The organism is Methylobacterium sp. 17Sr1-1 (assembly GCF_003173775.1).
In the GTDB taxonomy this organism is placed as follows: Bacteria; Pseudomonadota; Alphaproteobacteria; order Rhizobiales; family Beijerinckiaceae; genus Methylobacterium.
Genome location: NZ_CP029552.1, coordinates 635,483 through 654,473, shown reverse-complemented (window position 1 = coordinate 654,473; position 18,991 = coordinate 635,483). Strand labels below are relative to the sequence as shown.

The following is an 18,991-nucleotide window of genomic DNA, read 5'->3' as shown; positions in this document are numbered from 1 at the left end:
TGCGCGCCGGCTCGTCACCGCGCTGCGATCGATCCGTTGGCCGCCATCGGCCCCTTGACCGGGCGGGACGGCAGGAGCCGGTCGATCTGTGCCGGGGTGAGCCGGCCGGTGGCCTCCGCGCCGAGCCCGCGCTGGTACCGCGCGACCGCCGCCCGGGTCCCCTCCCCCGCCCGGCCGTCGGCCTTGCCGGCGAAATGCCCGGACCGGGCCAGAGCCTGCTGGATCTGCCGCCATTCCTCCGGCTGCAAAGCCGCCTCGTTCCGCTGCGGCAGGGGGGGCGCGGCGGTGGCCGGCGCCGGCCCGGCGACCGGGGCCGCGCCATCCGCCCCTGCGAGCGAGACCTTGAGGGCGATGATGCGGGCCCTGATCTCGGACAGGGTCTGGTCGGCGTCGCTGCCGTCGCTGGTGAGGGCGGCGAGGTGCACGCGCTCGCGCGACAGCTGGCTGCTGGCCTCCTCGATGCCGCGCGCCGTCTCCTGCATGACGTCGGCGATGCCGGCGATCCGGTCGATGGCCGCGTGGTTGTCCCGCGCGGCGTGGCCGAGCGCGGCGATGCGCTCGCGGATCTGCCGGATCGCCGCCTCGCCCTCGGCCCGGGCCTCGTCCATCCGTCCGGCCTGCTCGACGATCTCGGCGCGCAGGGCGACGAGGGCGGCCCGGCCGGCCTCGGCCTCCGTGCGGGCCGCGGCCAATCCCTCGCGCTGCTCCGCCGCCTGCGCCCGGAGGACGCTCGTCGCCCGACTCAGACCGTCGAGCTCGTCCCGGTGGCGGGCGACGTCCTGGGCGAGCGCTCCCATCTCGGCGGCGATCCGGTGCGACCGCGCGCCCGGATCGGCCGGGAGGCCGGCGGCCGCGCCGAGGCCGAGGGCGTCCCCGAGGTTCCGGTGGGCCCGGGCGAGCAGGGTCGCGCCGGATCCCGCCGCATCGCCCAGGGCCAGATTGCCGGGGGCCACATGCCCGATCCACCCGGCGAGCAGGGCGAGGGCGCCCGCCGCCGCGAGGCGCAGGCCGCGCCTCGGGAGCGGACGCGTCGTCGGGGCACCGGGCGGAGGGTGGCGGTCGGGCCCGGGCGCGGAGCCGGGAAGGCCGCCGGCATCGCGGAGGTCGATCAGGATCTGCACGCAGCCCTGCATCTCCCGCAGGGTGACGAGGAGGCATTCCTTGTCCTCCGGGCGCAGCATGCTCAGCGGCAGGGCATGCCCGGCCTCCGCGACGGTGCCGAGCTTCGGATCCACGTAGCGTGAATAGGCCGGATGCTCCCGCAGCCGCGTTACGATGACAAAATATTTGCTTCTGATGGAGTAAAAATTATCGTCCTGAAAACCGTTATTGATGAACCGTGCGACATCCACGAGATTCGCCAATTCCTTGGCCAATATTTCAAGTTCGTCGCCCGATCGATCGGGAATGACGGAACGCTTCTTTGCCGATCGGCGCATAAACCAATACGCGACCGCGAGCAGAACCAGCCCGGCGCCGATGACGGCAACCAGCATGTCGACGTCCGAATTCATTCCCAAGCCCCATCTTGGATTTTTTTGTCATCAATTTGCTACATGGCCCTAGGTCAAACTCAAAGGATGTTTTTACGAATTCGCTGGCGGCATGCTTTCCGGCCACACCGAGGCCGCCCGGGCGGCAAGGCGCGCCTCTGGCCGGGCCTCGGTCCAGCGGCACGCGGTCACGCCTGCGATCCCACTCTCGATCGGGCTCTCGGTCAGGCCACTGGCGGATGGCCCCCCGCAAGCCGGTCGGGCTCGGGCCCCGAGCCGGCCGGCTCGAGCCCAAAGAGCTTCACAGCGCCCGCCCCCTCGACTAAGGAGCCGACAGGACCCCGGCACGACCCGGGGAGAGACTCCCCGGACAAGACCCGCGGAAGGACCCCACGACCATGACCGGCTTCGACAATGTCGGCCTGACCCGACCCGCCTCGCAGCTCGTGACCGTGTTCGGGGGATCGGGCTTCCTCGGCCGCCATGTGGTGCGGGCGCTCGCCAAGCGCGGCTACCGGATCCGGGTGGCGGTGCGCCGGCCCGACCTCGCCCAGTTCCTCCAGCCCCTCGGCCGCGTCGGCCAGATCGTCGGCGTGCAGGCGAACCTGCGCAACCCGGCCTCGATCGTGCGCGCCGCCGAGCACGCCGACATCGTGGTCAACCTCGTCGGCATCCTGCAGGAGAGCGGCAGCCAGAGCTTCCAGCGCCTGCAGGCCGACGGTGCGGCCGAGGTCGCCCGCGCCGCCGCCGCGGTGAGCGCCCCGATGGTGCACGTCTCGGCGCTCGGCGCCGACGAGAATTCTCCCTCCGCCTATGCCCGCTCGAAGGCGATCGGCGAGGCCCGGGTGTTCGAGGCCCGGCCCGATGCGGTGGTCTTCCGCCCCTCGATCGTGTTCGGGCCCGGCGACAGCTTCTTCAACCGCTTCGCCGGCCTCGCCCGGATGCTGCCGGTCCTGCCGCTCGCCGGGGCCGAGGCGCGGATGCAGCCGGTCTTCGCCGGCGACGTCGCCGAAGCGATCGCCCGGGCGGTCGAGGGCCAGGTCCAGGGCGGCCGGGTCTACGAGCTCGGCGGGCCGGAGATCCTGACCCTTCAGCAGCTCGTCGAGTACACCCTGAAGGTGACGATGCGCAGCCGCGTGGTCCTGCCGCTGCCCGCCCCCGCCGCCCGGCTCCAGGCCCGGGTGATGGAGCTCGTCGACACCGCGACGCTCGGCCTCCTGCCCGACACCCTGAAGCTCACCCGCGACCAGGTGGCCCTGCTCCAGAGCGACAACGTCGTGTCCGAGGCGGCGAAGGCCGAGGGACGCACGATCGAGGGCATCGGCATCGCGCCGACCGCGATCGAGGCGGTGGTGCCGGGCTACCTCTGGCGCTTCCGCAAGACCGGCCAGTTCGCCACCGGCCGCGGCACTCCCGACATGGCCGCGACCCCGGACCTGATGGCGCAGGATCCGATGGGCCCGGGCTCGCAGCACCACCCGGGCAATGCGAGCGGCCCGGCGGTCGGGCAGCTCGCCGCGGGCGCCGGCCCTGCGCCGGGCGTGCGCTGGGGCAAGCGGCAGTAAGGGCTGACGCAGTTTTGGACATGAAGAAGGGCGGTCCCGTGGGGCCGCCCGTTTTTTTATGGCCAATCCCCTTTCCCGGACGACTGGAGCGTCAGCGGAAGGAGATCCGGGATCCAGCACAGGAATTGCCGCGAAGCGGCTCTGAATGTTGCAACGTTGCAGACAAGCAGGCGCTTCGCGACTTTTTCCGCTGGATCCCGGATCTCCTTCCGCTTCGCTTCAGTCGTCCGGGAAAGGGAGGAGGCAGGACCGATATCGGTCCTGTCGCGGAAGCTTCCTCAGATCGACCGCACGGCCCCGCCATCCACCCGGATCATGCTCCCGGTGACGTAGGAGGCGCGCTCCGAGGCCAGGAAGCACGCCACGTCGGCGAATTCCTGCACCTTGCCGTAGCGCTTGGCGGGAATCGCCGAGCGGGCGGCCTCGGCGATCTCGTCGCGCGACTTGCCCTGCGCCTTGGCGTTGGCGGCATCGAGTTCCCCGGTGCGGTCGGTCTCGATCCGGCCGGGCAGGATCATGTTGACGGTGACGCCCTCGGCGGCGACCTCGGAGGCCAGAGTCTTGGCCCAGCCGGCGATCGAGGCGCGCAGCGCGTTCGACATCACCAGGTTCGGGATCGGCTGCTCGACGCCGCTCGAGGCCACCACCAGGATGCGGCCGAAGCCGGCCTGGCGCATGCCCGGCAGGACCAGCCCGGCGAGGCGGAAGACCGGGGTCACCATCGCCTCGAACTGGGGTGTCCAGGCTTCGGGCTGCACGGTCAGCGCCGTGGCGGCCGGCGGGCCGCCCGTGTTGGCGACCAGGATGTCGACCCCGCCGAGATGCTCCTGCGCCGCGGCGTAGATTGCCTCGACGTTGTCCTTCAGGCTGCCGGCGAAGGCGTGGGCGCGACCCTGGCCGCGGGCGTTGATCGCCGCCACAGCCTCGTCCAGGCGCTCGGCGGTGCGGGCGGTGAGCAGCACGTCCGCGCCCTCGGCCGCCAGGGCCTCGGCGATGCCGCGGCCCAGGCCGCGGCTGGACGACAGGACGAGGGCGCGCTTGCCCTTGAGACCGAGATCCATGGTGGGTCCTCCCGTGATGGTAGAGCTTGTTCGAGGCAAGCAGGAACTAACACACGCCCGTCTACCCTCCCACCCGGAACCTCATCCTGAGGTGTGAGGCGATCGAAGATCGCTGAGCCTCGAAGGAGGCCTCCAGCGTGCGCAGAGGGTCCTGGAGCCCTCCTTCGAGGTCTATCCGTCGTCGATCGACAGGCCCCTCAGGATGAGGTTCTGGATGGGACGAGCGAGATGACGTCGCTCAGGCCGTCTCGGCGGCGAGACGCTTCAGCCAGCCTTCCGCCTGCGCGCGGACGTTGTCCGGCGCGGTGCCGCCGTAGCTGGTGCGGCTCGCCACCGAGTTCTCGACGCCGAGCACCGCGAAGACCGCGTCGGTGATGCGCGGCTCCTCCGCCTGCATCACCGCGAGCGGCAGCGCTTCCAGGCCGATGCCGCGGGACGAGGCCTCGCCGACGAGGCGGCCGGTTACGTGGTGGGCATCGCGGAAGGGAAGGCCGAGCTCGCGCACCAGCCAGTCGGCGAGGTCGGTGGCGGTGGCGTAGCCGGAACCGGCGGCCACCTTGAGGACTTCCGGCACCGGCTCCAGGTCGCGGACCATGCCCGCCATGGCGGCCAGACACAGCGAGAGGGTCTGGAGCGCGTCGAAGGTGCCCTCCTTGTCCTCCTGCATGTCCTTCGAGTAGGCGAGCGGCAGGCCCTTCATGACGATGAGCAGGCCCGACAGGGCGCCGATCACCCGGCCCGACTTCGCCCGCACCAGCTCGGCGGCGTCGGGATTGCGCTTCTGCGGCATGATCGAGGAGCCGGTGGTGAACCGGTCCGACAGCTTGACGAAGCCGAACTGGGCCGAGGTCCAAACCACGATTTCTTCCGCGAACCGCGACAGGTGCACCGCCGCGATGGCCGCCGCCGAGAGCGCCTCCAGGGCGAAGTCGCGGTCGGCGACCGAATCGAGGGAGTTCGCGGTCGGCCGGTCGAAGCCGAGGCTTTTCGCGGTGGCGTGGCGGTCGATCGGGAACGAGGTTCCGGCGAGCGCCGCGGCGCCGAGCGGGCATTCGTTGAGACGGGCGCGGGCGTCGCGGAACCGGCCGCGGTCGCGGTTCAGCATCTCGACATAGGCGAGCAGGTGGTGGCCGAAGGTCACCGGCTGGGCCGATTGCAGGTGGGTGAAGCCGGGCATCACCGTGCCGGCATGCGTGAGCGCCAGCTCGGCCATGGCCTGCTGCAGGTCGGCGGCCTGGGCGTCGAGGGCGTCGAGGGTGTCGCGCACCCACAGCCGCATGTCGGTGGCGACCTGGTCGTTGCGCGAGCGCGCGGTGTGCAGGCGGCCGGCCGTCGGGCCGACGATCTCGCGCAAGCGGCTCTCGACGCTCATGTGGATGTCCTCGAGCTCGCGGCGGAACTCGAAGGTCCCGGCCTCGATCTCGGACTGGACGGACTTGAGACCGGCCTCGATCTTCGCCACATCCTCGGCCGGCAGGATCCCCGCCTTGCCCAGCATCGCGACGTGGGCGAGCGAGCCCCGGATGTCCTGGGGAGCGAGGCGCTTGTCGAAGCCGATGGAGGCGTTGATCTCCTCCATGATCTCGGCGGGGCCGCTCGCGAAGCGCCCGCCCCACATCCGGTTGCTCATGTCCTCACCTCGTCTCGCATCACCGCGAAAAACCCGCCTCGCCCTGGTCGCGGGGGGGCTCGCCGCACTCCTCGGCCTCGGGGCTGCCCTATACGGGGTTGCGGGCGGGGGCAACGGCGGCGCCTGCCCGCTCGGCGCCGCCACCGCCGCCCGCGTCGCGCCGCTCGCCCGCGGCGAGGTGGCGGCGCTCCAGGTCGACCCCCGGCCGAAGCCCGCGCCGGCCATCACCTTCACCGGGCCGGACGGCCAGCCGAGGACGCTCGCCGACCTCAAGGGCCGCACGCTGCTCCTGAACCTGTGGGCGACCTGGTGCGCGCCGTGCAAGGCGGAGATGCCGGCCCTCGACCGGCTGCAGGCGGCGCTGGGGGGCCAGGATTTCGAGGTGGTGGCGCTCAACCTCGACACCCGCAACCCCGACCGGCCGCCGCGCTGGATGCAGGAGAACGGGATCGCGCGGCTGGCCTACTATTCCGACCCGGCCGGTCGGGCGCTGCCGGCGTTGCAGCAGGGCGGCGACGTGGTCGGGCTGCCCACCACCTTCCTGATCGACCCCGCCGGCTGCGGGATCGGCGTGATGAAGGGCCCGGCGGAATGGGCGAGCGAGGATGCCTTGAGGCTGGTGCGGGCGGCGCTCGGGCGGGGGTGAGCGAAGCCGATTTCCGCATTGCGAAGCAATCGGCCGGACCTCGCATGAGCACAGGCGTGCGACCCGTGTCCGGCCGCGACGACGCGGCCGGATGCTCCCGGTCGTCGCCGGTTCGGATCAGGGGGCCTGGAAGTCCTTGTGGCCCCAGCTCACGCCGTCCCCCGGGCGAACCTTCTTCGGCGCACGCTTCCGCTCGCTCCAGGCACGGATCGACAGCTTCTCGATCAAGGAGAGACGCGCGGTCTCCGCCGGATCGAGTTGCGCCGGCGTCTTGATGCCGGGCAGCGCGCGCAGCGCGTCGATGGCCGGCGCGTCGCCCTCCACGACGAAGACGTGATCGGAGAATTCCTGCGTCCGGCGCGCCTGCCGCAACGCCCGATACGTGCTGTCATCCGCCTCGGCAGGGTCGAGGATCATGACCTGTTCCATCTCAGGCCTCCACTGCGGCGCCAGCCGCCGCGACGCCGGGTCCCGCGGGGGGCATCGTGTAGCCGAGATGGTAGGGCGTCTCGGCGCACATGGCCCACGTGTTGCGCTTCATGATGCATGCCACGCCACCAGCCTCGGCGCAATTCTCACAGTTGAGGTTGGGCCGGCCGTACACGCCGTGCGAACCGCCGCAATCGCAGCCGCTCTCGGCGTATTCGTCCGGCGCACCGAACACGTGCCCCGTCTCGTGCGCAAACACGCTGTCGAGATTGTCGGTTCCCCAGCCGTCGTTGGCATAGTGCATGACGAGGTATTCGCCCCGGCAATACGCAAAATGGTTGAGCTGGTAGTGGGTGAAGAAGGCACAATAGGCGACCTGGGCTCTCTTGGCCGTCTTGATGGCCCTGATGTAGCTCCGGATCCCGGCGAGCCCGGCCGGGTGCCCGATGGAGGTCAGGGCGTCGTCGCGCCAGGGTGCCTCGAAGTGCTCGTACGGGTCGCGGCCGACGGGACGCTGCCCGGCCGTATCGGGGGTGGTGATTTGGACGACCTGGGTATCATAGGCGAAGGTCACGTCCTTGGCGGGGGCCTGGCCGCCGAGGAAGCTGAGGCCGTTCTGCACCTCCGCGATGATCTTCTCCTGCTGGGCGTCCGTCATCGCCAGCGCTCCCGGACCCGAGACGATGAAGAGGCCGACGGCGATGCGTCCGGCCAGCCGTCGGGCCGGTGGAGCCGCCTGCACGGCGTTCGGATCGGCCACCACCGGCACCGCGGGCGGAATCACGGCGTGCTGGTCGCGATGCAGCTGCGGCCGGCCGCCGCCGCCACCCCAGGACGACGACTTGTGCGGGCGGTTCTCCTTCGCTTCCTTGTAGGATGCGTTCAGCCGCAACCGGAAGGCTTGGAGTCCCAGGCGCTCCTGCTCGGACAGGCCGGCCTCGTTGATGGGAGCCTGCGACACCGCCGCCGCCGACAACCCGATGCGCACGGACGGGCCGTACTCGTGCAGCACCGGCAGCGGCGCGGCCATCGCCATTCCGCCTTGGGGGATCGGTACCAGAAGCGCCTCGGGGAGGTTGACGTCGCCAGCCATTGCGGAGAAGACCTCGTTCTCGAACAACACTCCCTACAAATGATCAAAAAATCATTTCGTTGTGAAGCCTGGCATATTTTTTACTGCGCTCTACGACTTGATCTAACTTGCAGCAAAACTGTTTTCCACGAGCGGAATACCGCCAGTCAGGGCACGCGGCGGGACGGGTGGGCGCCGAACGATCCCGCTCCGCGTTGATCCAGCTCACGATTCCTGGCACCCGGGGGTATGCATCCCAGCCCCTCCCCCCGGCGCCTGCCGCGCCCGCTCTCCGCCCTGCGCGCCCTGCTCGTCAGCAGCGCCGGCGGCGGCCTCGTGCTGATGGCGAGCGCGGTGCTCGCCCTGGTCGTCGCCAACGGCCCCTACGGCGACGTCTACGCCCGCGCGCTCCACGCGACGATCGGGTCCTTGAGCCTGCTGCACTGGATCAACGACGGCCTGATGGCCCTGTTCTTCCTGCTCGTCGGGCTGGAGATCAAGCGCGAGATCCTGGACGGGGGCCTGCGGACCTGGCCCGACCGGGCGCTGCCGGGCATCGCGGCGCTCGGCGGCATGGCGGTGCCGGCGCTCGTCTACGTTGCGGTCAACGCGTCCTCCCCCGCGACCTTGCGCGGCTGGGCGATCCCGGCGGCCACCGACATCGCCTTCGCCCTCGGCGTCCTGGCGCTGCTCGGGTCGCGGGCGCCGGTCTCGCTCAAGATCTTCCTCACCGCGCTCGCCATCCTCGACGATCTCGGGGCGGTGGTGATCATCGCGCTGTTCTACACCGCCGATCTCGCCTGGCCGATGCTGGCGCTGGCCGGCGCCGTCACGGCGATGCTGGTGACGCTCAACCGCCTGGGCTTGCGCCGGCTCGGGCCCTACCTGATCCTCGGCGCCGTGCTCTGGCTCCTGGTGCTGCGCTCGGGGCTCCACGCGACCGTGGCGGGCGTGGTCCTGGCGCTGGCGATCCCGCTGCGGGCGAGCCCCGGCCGGCCCGACGACGGAAACTCGCCCCTGCACCGGCTGGAGCACGCGCTCCAGCCCTGGGTCGCCTTCCTGATCCTGCCGGTCTTCGGCTTCGCCAATGCGGGCGTGTCGCTCGCCGGAGTGACGCCGTCAGTTCTGCTCGCGCCCGTCACCCTCGGGGTCGCGGCGGGGCTGTTTCTCGGCAAGCAGGTCGGGGTGTTCGGCGGCGTCTGGCTCGCGGTGCGGACCGGGTTGGCCTCGAGGCCCGCGGGCGCCACCTGGCGCCACATCTACGGGGTGGCCCTGCTCTGCGGCATCGGCTTCACCATGAGCCTGTTCATCGGCGGCCTCGCCTTCGCCGACGCGCCCGGGTTCGATACCGAGACGAAGCTCGGGGTGATCCTGGGCTCGGTGCTCTCGACGCTGGCCGGCGCCCTGGTGCTGTCGCTCGGGACGCGGCGGGCGGAGAGGGCGGCGGTGGCGGAGTAGAGTGCCGCACGCGGACGGAACGGTCCCGTCGAGAGCACGGCCATCCTGTAGGCCTCCTCCCCGCGACCTCATCCTGAGGTGCGGACGAAGTGAGCCTCGAAGGAGGCCTTCAGGAATCTCTGTGATCTCTGGAGGCCTCCTTCGAGGCCTCCGCTTCGCTCCGGCGCCTCAGGATGAGGTCGCAGATGGAAGAACGGTGTGTTCAGTTTCCCGGCTGCGAGGCGGCGACGCGATTGCGGTTCGGCGCTTCGGTGCGCTTGCCGGTCTCCGCAGGCTTGGGGTCCCCGGGCTTGCCATCCCCAGCCTTGGCGGCCGGCTTGGACTCCGCGGCCTTGGACTCCGCCGGCTTGCCCTCGGCCTTCTTCGCGGCCCCCGGGTTGAGACCATCGACCTTGGCGGTCGTGGCCGCGTGGGCGGCCGGGGCCGGGTGCAGCCGGGCGGTGGCGGTGACCTTCTTCGGCAGCGGCGCGGCCGGCGAGATCGCTGCGACCGGGGTGGTGTCGACTGACGGCATGGCGGCGGGGGCGACCGGGGGCGCGGCCGGGGCGCCGCCGAACAGGTTGCCCAGAAGCTTGCGGTAGGAGGCGGGATCGCCGTCGGCGCTCGCCACGGTGATCGGCGCCGCGGGCACGGCGGCCGCGGCCTCGCGGGTCGGGATCGGGGCCGGGTTGGTCGCCGGGGCCGCGAAGGCGAGCGCGGTCGGCTTCGCGCCGGCCTTCCCCTTCGCGTGCTTCGGGTCGATCTTGGCGAGCAGGACCGGCTTCACCTTCGGCTCGATCGTGATCTCTTCGGGCGCCGCCGCCAGGGCCTCGGGCCGGCTGACGATGCCCATGTTCGGCCGCGGCTGCGCCTGCTCGGCGAAGAGCTGGGTGCTCGGCGCGCTCTCGCGGAAATACGGGTGCTGGCCGCCATCCTGGTAGACGAGGCGGGTCGCCGCGGTGCCTTTGGCGATCAGCTCGGCCACCTCGACCTCGTCCTTCTCGCGCTTGGCGACGACGACGGGATCGACCTTCGGGTTGCAGGCGCCCGCCGCGGCGTCCTGGCCGCCGAAGACGTAGCGGTTGCCGCAGACGCCGACCCGCGGCTCCTCGTGCAAGGCCTCGAAGTAGTCCGAGCCCTCCTTGAGGTTCCTCCAGAAGCCGATGTTCGGGTCGTTGCGGAACTTGGCGAGGTTCTGCGCCGTCATGCGGAACGGATAGGACTGGAACTGGAACGCCCGCTGCCCGCCGGCGAAGGCCTCGCGGGCGATGGCGTAGATCTCGGCGATCGCCTCGTCGGTCATCGCGAAGCAGCCGGCCGAGGAGCAGGTGCCGTGCACCATCAGGTAGCTGCCGGTGCGGCCGTTGGCGCGGTCGAAGGCGTTGGGATAGCCGGTGTCGAAGGAAAGGTAGTAGGACGAGTTCGGGTTCATCTGGCCCATGCTGATGGGATAGAACCCCTCCGGCGCCTGCCGGTCGCCCTCGCGCACCTTCGGCCCGAGCTGGCCCGACCAGCGGCAGATCGGGAAGGTCTTGAGCAGCGCGTACTGGCCGTCGGTCCCGCGCTTCCACACCTCCATCTCCGATTCCTTCTTGAAGGCGCGGATCAGGATGGGGTCGCGGGGCGACATGTTCTTCGTCGCCATCAGGGCGACCGTCTTCTGCGGGATCGGCTCGCGGGCCCGGGCCGAGCCGGCGGCCGAGAAGCCGGCATCCTGGCACGCCCCGAGGGACAAGGCGACGGCGAGCCCGCTCGCCGCCAGCACCGGACGCATCGCCGCCAGACGCACCATGGGATCCCCGCCTTCTCGCCATCGGACCGCCGGCACACTGACGCCGCGGACCGGTCTCCCCAACCCCATAGCTTCGTTAAACTTACCCGCCTCTTACCGCAAGAACGGTTAAGATTGCGGGGATTCGCTCAACAGGCGCGCCGGCCAAGAAGCCGGCGCACCCCATCACGGGGTTCACCCGCGAACACATCCGCCCCGTCTTCGGCAAAACGAAGGCCGGGTTGTGTCTGGCGTATGGGGGTTGTGCGGGGCTGTGGATCGTGGTGATGGGACCGGCAGGCCGGAGGTTTCTACGTCTGCCTCGGTTCGCTCACCGGCACTGCACCCTCCGGGTCATTCCGGGCTCCGCGGCACGGCCCCGGGATGACGCGGAGGATGTCAGATCAGTCGAGGGACAGGAGGGGTCAGGCCGCCCTCACAGGCTCCGCCCGATCTCCAGGAACTTCTGCGCCCGCCGGTCGCGCAGGGTGTCGGCGTCGAGGCCCGCCAGCGGCTCGAGCGCGCTCGCGATCGCCTCGCCGGTCGCCCGGATGGCGGCCTGCCCGTCGCGGTGGGCGCCGCCGGTGGGCTCGGGCACGATGCCGTCGATGACGCCCAGCCGCAGGAGGTCCTGGGCGGTGATCTTCATCGCGGTGGCGGCGTCCTGGGCCCGGCCGGCGTCGCGCCACAGGATCGAGGCGGCGCCCTCCGGCGAGATCACGCTGTAGATCGAATGCTCCAGCATCAGCACCGTGTTGGCGGTGGCGAGCGCGATGGCGCCGCCGGATCCCCCCTCCCCGATCACCACCGTGACGTTCGGGGTCGGCAGGCCGAGGCAGGCCTCGGTCGAGCGGGCGATGGCCTCGGCCTGGCCGCGCTCCTCCGCCTCGATGCCCGGATAGGCCCCCGCCGTGTCGACGAAGGTGAGGACGGGCAGGCCGAAGCGGCCGGCGAGCCCCATCAGGCGCACCGCCTTGCGGTAGCCCTCGGGCTTGGCCATGCCGAAATTGTGCCGGATGCGGGCCTCGGTGTTGGCGCCCTTCTCCTGGCCGATGACGCAGACCGGCCGGCCGCGGAAGCGCCCGAAGCCGCCGACCACCGCCTCGTCCTCGCCGAAGGCGCGGTCGCCGGCCAGCGGCTGGAACTCCTCGATCAGCCCGGCGCAGTAATCGACGAAATGCGGCCGCTGCGGATGGCGGGCGACCTGCGTCTTCTGCCAGGGGGTGAGGCCGGCATAGAGCTCGGCCAACGCCGCCGCGGCCTTCGCCTCCAGCCGCGCCACGTCCTCGCTGATCGCCACCGCGCCGTCGCGGTCGCCGAGAGCCTTCAGCTCCTCGAGCTTCGCCTCGAGCTCGGCGACGGGCTTTTCGAAGTCGAGGTAGGAGCGCATCGGAACCTGTGCTGTGTCGGGCCGGCGTCGCGGGGGCGTCGAAGGGGCCGCGGTCGGGAACCGGGGCCTTCGGGAAACCTGCGGCGCGGGCGGCCCACACGGGGCCGGGCGGCGCGGAGGCTTGGCGGAGGGGCCGGCCCGTGTCAACCCGAAGGCGGGGCGACCCGCGGCGCGGGACCGGCGCCAAGGCTTGTCTCGCGGCAGTGCAGCATCATCTAACCGCCGAGATTCGCGCGGCGGCCAGCGGAGGCCACATGGACGAGCGGGATCAGGCGGGACAGACGATCGGCGACGAGTGCCGGGTGCTGGTGCTGCAGGGCGGCGGCGCGCTCGGCTCCTACCAGGCCGGCGTCGCCGAGGCGATGCAGGAGGCCGCGCTCTCGCCCGACTGGGTCGCCGGCATCTCGATCGGAGCGATCAACGCCGCGCTCATCGCCGGCAACCCGCCCGAGCGCCGAATCGAGCGGCTGCGCGCGTTCTGGGAAAGAGTCTCCTCCGCCATCACCGTCTCGCCGTGGTGGCCCGGCGAGCAGGCGCGGGAGGCGTTCAACGCCTGGAGCGCCGCCTTCGGGGCCACGGTCGGGGTGCCGGGCTTCTTCGCGCCGCGCTGGCCGCCGGCCAACCTCTACCCGGCCGGCGCGCCGCAGGCGCTCAGCTACTACGACACCGCGCCCCTGCGGCAGACCCTCCTGGAGCTGATCGACTTCGACAGGATCAACCGCCGCGAAACGCGGCTCAGCGTCGGCGCGGTCAATATCCGCACCGGCAACTTCGTCTATTTCGACAACCGCCGCGACCGGATCGGCCCGGAGCACATCATGGCCTCCGGGGCGCTGCCGCCGGGCTTCCCGCCGGTCGAGATCGACGGCGAACAGTACTGGGACGGCGGCATCGTCTCGAACACGCCGCTGCAATACGTGCTCGACGAGGAGCGTCTGCGCGACCTCGCGGTGTTCCAGGTCGACCTGTTCAGCGCCCGCGGCCCCGTGCCCCGCACCCTGTCGGAGGCGGCCGAGCGCGAGAAGGACATCCGGTTCTCCAGCCGCACCCGGCTCAACACCAACGACCAGATCGAGATCCACAAGGCCAAGACCGCGTTCCGGCGCCTGTTCGACAAGCTGCCGCCCGGCTTACGCCAGGATCCGGACGTCGCCTTCCTGTCGGAGGTGAGCCACCAGAACGCGGTGACGATCCTCCAGCTGATCTACCGCGCCAAGAACTACGAGAGCGACGCCAAGGACTACGAGTTCTCGCGCACCACGATGCTGGAGCACTGGAAGGCCGGGCGCAACGACGTGCGCCGCTCCTTCCGCCACCGCCACTGGATCGAGCGCTGCCGGCCCGAGCTGGGCGTGACCGTGTTCGACCTCACCCGCGACGCGCGGGACTGATCGTCTTTCGGAAGAGGAAGGAACGCCGCATGACCCGCGACGAGATCCTGAAGGCGCCCTCGATGCCGGCCTTCAGCCCGAGCTACCCGCACGGGCCCTACCGGTTCCTGCGGCGCGAATACCTGATCATCACCTACGAGACCGACCCCGACGCCTTGCGCGCCGCCCTGCCCGAGCCGCTGGAGCCCGCGCCCGGCAATCTCGCCTTCTACGAGTGGATGAAGATGCCGGATTCCTCCGGCTTCGGCGATTACGAGGAGAGCGGATCGGCCATCGTCGCCAGCTACAAGGGCGAGCCCTGCAACTACTCGGTCCAGATGTATCTCGACGACGAGCCGCCGATCACCGCCGGCCGCGAGATCTGGGGCTTTCCGAAGAAGTACGGCGTGCCCCGGCTCAAGGTGATGAAGGACACGCTGACCGGCACCCTGCACTACGACGAGGAGCGGGTGGCGATGGGCACGATGACCTACAAGCATCGCAGCCTCGAGGACCAGCTCGACAAGGTGAAAGAAGGCATCGGTCAGCTCAACGTCAACCTGAAGCTGATCCCCGACGTCGATGGCGGCGTGAAGGTGGCGCAGCTCGTCGGCTACCGCCTCCAGGACATCACGGTCCACGGCGCCTGGGAGGGCGACGCCCGGCTGCACCTGATCCCGCACGTCAATTGCCGCGTCGCCGACCTGCCGGTGCGCCGGATCGTGCGCGCCCGCCACCAGATCGTCGACTTCACCCTGCCGTACGGCCAGGTGCTGCACGACTACCTGGCCTGACCAGCTCGACGTGAATCTCACCCGGGAGACCGCACCATGACGCTGCAATCCAAAGATTTCTCTGCCAAGACAGCCCTCGTCACCGGCTCGACGAGCGGCATCGGCCTCGCCATCGCCCGGGCCCTGGCTCAAGCCGGCGCCAACGTGGTCATCAACGGCTTCGGCCAACCCGACGCGATCGAGAAGGAGCGGGCCGGCATCGAATCCGAGTTTCACGTCCGCGCGATCTATTCCGGCGCCGACATGACCAAGCCCGACGAGATCGCCAAGATGGTGGCCGATGCCGAAAGGGAGTTCGGCGCGGTCGACATCCTGGTCAACAATGCGGGTATCCAGTACGTCTCGGCGATCGAGGAATTCCCGGTCGAGAAGTGGGACCAGATCATCGCGATCAACCTGTCCTCGGCCTTCCACGCCATGCGGGCGGCGATCCCCGGCATGAAGAAGAAGGGCTGGGGCCGGATCATCAACACCGCCTCGGCGCATTCCCTCGTCGCCTCGCCCTACAAGTCGGCCTACGTGGCGGCCAAGCACGGCATCGCCGGCCTGACCAAGACCGCGGCCCTGGAGCTCGCCACCCACAAGGTGACGGTCAACTGCATCTCGCCGGGCTACGTCTGGACCCCCCTCGTCGAGGCGCAGATCCCCGACACCATGAAGGCCCGCGGCCTGACCAAGGAGCAGGTGATCGAGGAGGTGCTGCTGAAGGCCCAGCCGACCAAGGAATTCGTCACCGTCGATCAGGTCGCGGCGATCGCGGTGTTCCTGTGCTCGGAAGCGGCGGCCCAGATCACCGGCGTCAACCTGCCGGTCGATGGGGGGTGGACGGCGCAGTAACGCGCCGAGCCCCCGGCCCGGGGGCGAAGGCTCAAAGGTGACGCGGGACGCAGCCCCCGACCGCCCGGCGGTCGGGGGCTGTCTCGTTCGGGCGCGCCGTCGAGGCATGCCCGAACGAAACCGTGTCGTTCGATTGAAGACATTACCGGCTTTTAATGGAATAGACAGGCAACGCCAGCCCCTGCGATGTATTATCGAAATGCAGAGACAACATCGACCGGGGCAGAATATTCCGCCGAAGTCGATTTAGTGCAGGAGGCATCGTCATGGCCTATCGGAAATCCGTCGCCGCCGCCCTCGTCGCCGCCACGCTCCTCGGCAGCGCGGCCTATGCCGCAGAGCAAGCGGCCAAGCCGGCCGCGATGCAGGAGACGCCGGCGCAGAAGGCGATCGACCAGGATGTCGGCAAGCTCTCGAAGGACGGCGCCCAGGCGTTCCGCGACATGCACATGGCCCGCATCGCGATCTTCGACGCCGATCCGGCCCAGGCGAAGAGCCTGATCGGCAAGGCGCAGGCGGCGCTCGCCAAGGCGAAGACCGACGACGCGGTGTTCACCAAGGCGGAAGCCGACCTCAAGACGCCGGCCGACATGGCGGCTCCCAAGGACACGAATGCGGCGGACAAGAATGCGGAGCAGCCGGCGCCCACGAACACCGCATCCAAGGACATGACGGCGGCGGGCAAGGTCGCCTGGGTGCCGGTCGACGCCCAGATGACGCTCGGCGAGGATTTCGTCGCGACACCCGAGAAGGCCTCGGCGGTCAACGAGGCGAACAAGAGCCTCGCGAAGGGCGACCAGAAGGGCGCGATCGAGACGCTGAAGCTCGCCCATGTCGACGTGAACTTCGTGATGGCGGTGCTGCCCCTCGACATGACCACCGCCGACGTGAACCAGGCCGCCGCGCTGATCGGCCAGGGCAAGTACTACGAGGCGAATGCGGCGCTGAAGACCGCCGAGGACGGGATGCGCTTCGACGTGATCGACGCCGTCGGCCTGCCGCAGAAGGCTGCGGCCCACACCGCGGCCAAGCCCGCCCCGCAGGGCCATGCGGGCGCGACCGACGGCAAGGCGGTGACGAAGTAAGCGCGACGCCGCCGCTGCCGCAGTGATGGTCCGATGTCTCAGAGACTGCCTTTGATGGGCGAGAGCAGCATCGCGAATGCCCCCATCCCACCCACAACCTCATCCTGAGGTGTCAGCCGATCGCAAATCGACTGACCTCGAAGGGGGCCCCAGCGGTCGCAGAGGTTTCTGGAGCCCTCCTTCGAGGCTGCTGCAAGCAGCAGCACCTCAGGATGAGGTCGTGGGTGGGATCAAAGAGCATCGATCGGTCGAGACAGACCTTCAGCGCCGCCCGTGCACCAGAAGCGCCAGCCCGTAGCCCACGGCCCCGGCGACCAGGAGCGCGAGGAGCGGGGTCTCCTCGACATACTGCGTAACGGTGCTGGCGCCGTGGCGCGCCGCGCGGCGGCCCTGCTCGTAGGCGTCCCCGGCGTAGTCGATGGCGGTGTCGGCGGCGTCGCGCAGGGTGTCGCGCGCCTCGCCGGCGAATTGCTCGGCATGGCCTTGCGCCTCGCGGAACCGGCCCTCGACCTGCGCCCGGCGGTCGCCGGCGAGGTCGCCGAGGGTCGATTGCGCCTTGCCGCCGAGTTCGCGGGCCGCGCCGGTGATGCGATCGGTGTCGACCATCTGTCTCTCCCATGCCGGGGGCGTGCGCGAAGGGCGCGCCATGGTACGAGAGGTGGGACGGATGGGCGGCGCGGCAATAGTCCCGCGCGCTTCGGCAGGCGGCCGCCCCCGGGAGGGGCGGCCGCGGGTGTCGGGCTCAGTCGCGGTCGAGAACTTCCTTCGTGGCGACCGTGGTGTCGTCCTTCAGCCGGTAGACCAGCGGCACGCCGGTGGCGAGCTCGAGGCCGGGAATCGTCTCGGTGGTGAGACCGTCGAGCACCATCACGAGGGCGCGCAGCGAGTTGCCGTGGGCGGCGACCAGCACCCGCTCGCCGCGCATCACGCGGGGCAGGATCTCCCGCATCGTGTAGGGCAGCACGCGGGCGACGGTGTCCTTCAGGCTCTCGCCGCCGGGCGGGGGCACGTCGTAGGAGCGGCGCCACACATGGACCTGCTCCTCGCCCCACTTGGCGCGGGCATCGTCCTTGTTGAGGCCCGAGAGGTCGCCGTAATCGCGCTCGTTGAGGGCGGCGTCGGCGAAGGTCTGAAGGCCGGTCTGGCCGAGCTCCTCCAGGATCAGCGCGCAGGTGCGCTGGGCCCGTCCGAGGTCCGAGGTGAAGGCGACGTCGAACTGCACGCCCTTCGCCTTGAGCCGCCGCCCGGCGGCCCGCGCCTCCTCGACGCCGAGCTCGGTGAGCCCGGGGTCCTTCCAGCCGGTGAACAGGTTCTTCAGGTTCCACTCGCTCTGGCCGTGGCGCGCGAGGACGAGAAGCCGCTCCATGATGCGTGTCGCTCCGTTGTCAGGGGAAAGGGGGTTGGAGAAGAGGATCAGAGGCCCAGCACGTCGTCCATGCCGTAGAAGCCGGGCTCGCGGGATTGCGCCCAGAGGGCGGCCTTGACGGCGCCGGCGGCGAAGAGGCCGCGGTCGCTGGCGAGATGGGTGAGTTCGATGCGCTCGCCGGCACCGGCGAAGATCACGCTGTGCTCGCCGACCACGCTGCCGCCACGGAGCGTGGCGAAGCCGATCGTGCCGGGCTCGCGCGGGCCGGCATGGCCGTCGCGCACCGCGACCTTGCGCTGGCTGAGCGCGACGTTGCGGCCTTGGGCCGCGGCCTCGCCGAGCAGGAGCGCGGTACCGGAGGGCGCGTCCACCTTGTGGCGGTGGTGCATCTCCAGGATCTCGATGTCGAACTCGTCGCCGAGCGTGGCGGCGACCTTGCGCACCAGCCCCGCCAGCAGGTTGACGCCGAGCGACATGTTGCCCGACTGCACGATGCGGGCGTGGAAGGCGGCCGCCCTCAGCTTCTCGACATCGTCCGGCGACAGGCCGGTGGTGCCGACGACGTGGACGATGCGGGCCTGGGCGGCGAGCTCGGCGTAGAACACCGTGGCGGCCGGCGCCGTGAAGTCGAGGACGCCGTCGGCCTCGGCGAAGACCGGCAGCGGATCGTCGGTGACCGGGACGCCGAGGGGCTGGAGCCCGGCGAGCACGCCGGCATCCTGGCCGAGCGCGGGCGAGCCCTCGCGCTCGATCGCGCCGGAGAGCGTGCAGCCCTCGGTGCCGGCCACCGCCTGGATCAGCATCCGCCCCATGCGCCCGGAGGCGCCGACGACGACGAGACGCATGGGTCACGCTCCTCTCACAGCTGCCTTCGCCCGGCGGCGAAGGCATCCCGGCGCATCGGCGCCGCCCGGCCGGGCTTCCAGCCCCGCGCTCCCGATCCGGGCGCGCGGGGAACGGCGGTCCCGACCGCCCCGTCCGGGCCTCGTACAGGGGCCCGGCGATGCTGCCAAGGCTGAGGGGGCCAGGCCGGGGACGGACAGGC

At 70.6% G+C, this 18,991-nt stretch carries 17 protein-coding genes; 7 read left to right on the top strand and 10 right to left on the bottom strand.

Features of this window, described 5'->3' with window-relative positions:
- Positions 1 to 14 precede the first annotated feature (14 nt).
- Positions 15 to 1,514 carry a peptidoglycan-binding domain-containing protein gene (locus DK412_RS03015; protein WP_162596081.1) on the bottom strand — a complete coding sequence of 500 codons (1,500 nt, stop codon included), beginning with the start codon at positions 1,512 to 1,514 and terminating at the stop codon, positions 15 to 17.
- Positions 1,515 to 1,891: 377 nt separating this feature from the next.
- Here DK412_RS03015 and DK412_RS03010 point away from each other — a divergent pair, with 377 nt between their 5' ends.
- Positions 1,892 to 3,058, top strand: a complete 1,167-nt coding sequence (locus tag DK412_RS03010) for a complex I NDUFA9 subunit family protein (protein ID WP_109970739.1) — start codon at positions 1,892 to 1,894, stop codon at positions 3,056 to 3,058.
- A gap of 278 nt (positions 3,059 to 3,336) precedes the next feature.
- On the opposite strand, the gene DK412_RS03005 is transcribed toward DK412_RS03010, so the two are convergent.
- Together DK412_RS03005 and argH are read right to left on the bottom strand one after the other, a co-directional pair.
- A complete protein-coding gene (locus DK412_RS03005; RefSeq protein ID WP_093569508.1) occupies positions 3,337 to 4,119 on the bottom strand; it encodes an SDR family oxidoreductase in 783 nt (260 codons plus the stop codon).
- A gap of 238 nt (positions 4,120 to 4,357) precedes the next feature.
- Positions 4,358 to 5,749 (bottom strand): argininosuccinate lyase, encoded by a 1,392-nt coding sequence (gene argH, locus DK412_RS03000; RefSeq protein WP_109970738.1) that lies wholly within the window; start codon positions 5,747 to 5,749, stop codon positions 4,358 to 4,360.
- Here argH and DK412_RS02995 point away from each other — a divergent pair.
- Positions 5,748 to 6,395, top strand: a complete 648-nt coding sequence (locus DK412_RS02995) for a TlpA disulfide reductase family protein (protein ID WP_109970737.1) — start codon at positions 5,748 to 5,750, stop codon at positions 6,393 to 6,395. The two genes, argH and DK412_RS02995, sit on opposite strands and share 2 nt — an antisense overlap.
- A gap of 117 nt (positions 6,396 to 6,512) precedes the next feature.
- Here the strand turns inward: DK412_RS02995 and DK412_RS02990 are convergent, their stop codons facing one another.
- On the bottom strand, positions 6,513 to 6,824 hold the full coding sequence (locus DK412_RS02990) for a hypothetical protein (protein WP_109970736.1): 312 nt from the start codon (positions 6,822 to 6,824) through the stop codon (positions 6,513 to 6,515).
- A gap of 1 nt (position 6,825) precedes the next feature.
- Positions 6,826 to 7,944, bottom strand: coding sequence for a hypothetical protein (locus DK412_RS02985; RefSeq protein ID WP_245447401.1), 1,119 nt, complete (start codon positions 7,942 to 7,944; stop codon positions 6,826 to 6,828).
- Positions 7,945 to 8,145: 201 nt separating this feature from the next.
- On the opposite strand from DK412_RS02985, the gene nhaA reads away from it, so the two are divergent.
- Positions 8,146 to 9,354 carry a Na+/H+ antiporter NhaA gene (nhaA, locus tag DK412_RS02980; protein WP_109970735.1) on the top strand — a complete coding sequence of 403 codons (1,209 nt, stop codon included), beginning with the start codon at positions 8,146 to 8,148 and terminating at the stop codon, positions 9,352 to 9,354.
- A gap of 202 nt (positions 9,355 to 9,556) precedes the next feature.
- Here nhaA and DK412_RS02975 read toward each other — a convergent pair whose 3' ends face one another.
- Together DK412_RS02975 and DK412_RS02970 are read right to left on the bottom strand one after the other, a co-directional pair.
- Entirely contained in the window at positions 9,557 to 11,125 is a 1,569-nt protein-coding gene (locus DK412_RS02975) for a murein L,D-transpeptidase family protein (protein WP_245447400.1), read from the bottom strand.
- Between the two features lie 415 nt (positions 11,126 to 11,540).
- Complete coding sequence (locus DK412_RS02970; RefSeq protein WP_109970734.1) at positions 11,541 to 12,494, bottom strand: acetyl-CoA carboxylase carboxyltransferase subunit alpha; 954 nt, start codon at positions 12,492 to 12,494, stop codon at positions 11,541 to 11,543.
- Between the two features lie 254 nt (positions 12,495 to 12,748).
- On the opposite strand from DK412_RS02970, the gene DK412_RS02965 reads away from it, so the two are divergent.
- The 4 genes from DK412_RS02965 (at position 12,749) to DK412_RS02950 (ending at position 16,580) form a co-directional block, all read left to right on the top strand.
- Positions 12,749 to 13,885: a patatin-like phospholipase family protein gene (locus DK412_RS02965; RefSeq protein ID WP_109970733.1), complete on the top strand. Its 1,137-nt coding sequence runs from the start codon at positions 12,749 to 12,751 to the stop codon at positions 13,883 to 13,885.
- Between the two features lie 29 nt (positions 13,886 to 13,914).
- A complete protein-coding gene (locus DK412_RS02960) occupies positions 13,915 to 14,658 on the top strand; it encodes an acetoacetate decarboxylase (protein WP_109970732.1) in 744 nt (247 codons plus the stop codon).
- A 36-nt stretch (positions 14,659 to 14,694) separates the two neighbouring features.
- Positions 14,695 to 15,495, top strand: coding sequence for a 3-hydroxybutyrate dehydrogenase (locus DK412_RS02955; RefSeq protein WP_109970731.1), 801 nt, complete (start codon positions 14,695 to 14,697; stop codon positions 15,493 to 15,495).
- Between the two features lie 266 nt (positions 15,496 to 15,761).
- A complete protein-coding gene (locus tag DK412_RS02950) occupies positions 15,762 to 16,580 on the top strand; it encodes a YfdX family protein (protein ID WP_109970730.1) in 819 nt (272 codons plus the stop codon).
- Positions 16,581 to 16,841: 261 nt separating this feature from the next.
- On the opposite strand, the gene DK412_RS02945 is transcribed toward DK412_RS02950, so the two are convergent.
- The 3 genes from DK412_RS02945 to dapB form a co-directional block, all read right to left on the bottom strand.
- Positions 16,842 to 17,186, bottom strand: coding sequence for a CsbD family protein (locus DK412_RS02945; protein ID WP_109970729.1), 345 nt, complete (start codon positions 17,184 to 17,186; stop codon positions 16,842 to 16,844).
- 136 nt (positions 17,187 to 17,322) lie between these two features.
- Positions 17,323 to 17,946, bottom strand: a complete 624-nt coding sequence (locus DK412_RS02940) for a 2,3-bisphosphoglycerate-dependent phosphoglycerate mutase (protein WP_109970728.1) — start codon at positions 17,944 to 17,946, stop codon at positions 17,323 to 17,325.
- A 47-nt stretch (positions 17,947 to 17,993) separates the two neighbouring features.
- A complete protein-coding gene (gene dapB / locus DK412_RS02935; RefSeq protein ID WP_109970727.1) occupies positions 17,994 to 18,791 on the bottom strand; it encodes a 4-hydroxy-tetrahydrodipicolinate reductase in 798 nt (265 codons plus the stop codon).
- Positions 18,792 to 18,991 lie beyond the last annotated feature (200 nt).